Consider the following 1,298-nt stretch of genomic DNA (forward strand, 5'->3'; position numbering starts at 1 on the left):
TGATCGGCCCAGGGATTTCGGACAGTGGACCCGCTTAGAATAGGGATCTACTGAAATGAGTCCGACCAGCATGAGCAGATCACGTCGATCCTTCTCGGCAGAGTTCAAGGACGAACTGTGTCGAGAGGTGATCGATTCATCGAAACCGGTCAGTGAAGTCGCCAAGGCCTACGGGGTCGGTGACGACAGTTTGAGGCGGTGGCTGGCCAAGTACCGTGAGACTCACGGCGGCGGCCCGGAGAGCGAACTGACTTCGACCGAGCGTGCCCGGCTGACGCAGCTCGAACGCGAGAACCGGGAACTGCGGGCCGAGGCAGCGTTCCTGAAAAAAGCAGCGTCGTACTTCGCGCGGGAGCCACGGTAGTGGCGAAGTACGAGTTCATCGATTCCTATGTCGCGGACGACTCCGCGGCAACACCGATCACCGACCGATGCCGCTGGCTCGAGGTCTCGACGTCCGGATTCTACAACTGGCGCAGCCGCCCGCAATCGGCCACATCGATTCGTAGAGATGTTCTTGCGGAACAGATTCGGGCATTCTTCGATGCCTCGCACGGAACCTACGGTTACCGCCGCATCCATGCAGACCTCACCGAAGCCGGCGCCGAATGTTCCCCAGAACTGGTTCGGTCGATCATGCGCGAACATGACCTGATTCCGTGCCAGCCACGTCCGTTCCGGGTCACTACGGACTCCGATCCGGACAGTGACTCAGCGGTGCCGGATCTGCTGCTGCGGGACTTCACCGCGGACCGACCGGGACTCAAGTTCGTCGGCGACATCACCTACATCCATACCTGGCAGGGGTTCGTGTACTTGGCGACGGTCATCGACTGCTTCTCCCGCAAAGTCGTGGGCTGGTCGATTGCTGACCACATGCGCACTGAGCTCGTCGCGACTGCGTTGACCAATGCCGCGGCAACGACCCTCATCGAGCCGGAAGCGATCTTCCACTCCGATCGCGGCAGTGTCTACACCTCACGCGCCTACCGGGCTCTGGTGAGTTCTCTGGGCATGCGGTCCTCGATGGGACGGACCGGGGTGTGCTGGGACAACAGCATGGCCGAAAGTTTCTTCGCGGCACTCAAGAACGAATGTGTCTACCGAACAATCTATTCCACCAAAGCCAAAGCGCGACAAGACATTGTCAAGTACATCGAAGGTTTCTACAACCCGCGACGTCGACATTCAGCGCTCGGATACCGCTTCCCGAACGACGTCCACTACAGTTACCAGCAGCCCGCAATCGCGGCCTGACGATAGTCATCTCCACTGTCCGAAATCCACACGGCAGATCA

1 protein-coding gene is annotated in these 1,298 nt (G+C 59.7%); it reads left to right on the forward strand.

What is annotated here, in order from left to right; translation table 11 throughout:
* Positions 1-70: 70 nt before the first annotated feature.
* Positions 71-1,257, forward strand: a protein-coding gene (locus H292_RS0126615; RefSeq protein ID WP_155949845.1) for an IS3 family transposase whose coding sequence is annotated in 2 segments (ribosomal slippage) — positions 71-338 and positions 338-1,257 — 1,188 coding nt in all. Because the reading frame shifts where the segments join, the coding sequence is not laid out codon by codon here.
* Positions 1,258-1,298 lie beyond the last annotated feature (41 nt).

Origin of the sequence: Rhodococcus sp. 114MFTsu3.1 (assembly GCF_000383555.1) — a bacterium.
Lineage (GTDB): Bacteria > Actinomycetota > Actinomycetes > Mycobacteriales > Mycobacteriaceae > Rhodococcoides > Rhodococcoides fascians_E.